This is a genomic window from Treponema primitia ZAS-1, assembly GCF_000297095.1.
GTDB classification, from domain to species: Bacteria; Spirochaetota; Spirochaetia; order Treponematales; family Breznakiellaceae; genus Termitinema; species Termitinema primitia_A.
Window position 1 is genome coordinate 1 of the sequence record NZ_AEEA01000097.1, and the last position, 464, is coordinate 464.

The 464-nt window shown below is 60.1% G+C and carries 1 protein-coding gene; it reads right to left on the reverse strand.

From position 1 onward, the window contains the following. A partial coding sequence (locus tag TPRIMZ1_RS0113900) for an OmpA family protein (protein ID WP_038078901.1) occupies positions 1-373 on the reverse strand: 373 nt, incomplete at its 3' end. Positions 374-464: the final 91 nt, after the last annotated feature.

Genomic DNA, 464 nt, shown 5'->3' on the forward strand with positions numbered 1-464 from the left:
AAGCCTGAAGTTCAATCTGGTCCCGGCGTACATACCCCCCGGCGACAAGGAAATCCGCCGTAGCCTGTGCCCGTTCCTGTGCAATCCGCACTCTGCCCGCCATGGTTCCTGCCAAAGCAGTATGCCCCTGGATAAGGACCCGGTTTTCCGGGTACCCCTTGAGGGTCTCCCCAATCTCCCGCAGCCGCCCGGTAACCCCCGGACCCAAGCTGCTCCTATCCGCCCCAAAGGGTACGGTGATCCGCAACGCAAACCCCCGTCTCCCATCTGCCAACACCACCGGCGCCGCAATATCCTCAGGCGGAACAGCGGCTTCGTGGCGGGCGGATTCCTGTTGGGCCGCTTGTTGTTGTTGCGCTTCCTCTTGTTGCACTATCTCATCTTGTCGTTTTTCCTCAGCCTCTTGTCGAGCCGCCTCTTGCTGTTGCGCTTCCGCTTGCTGTAGTATCTCAGCTTGTCGTTCT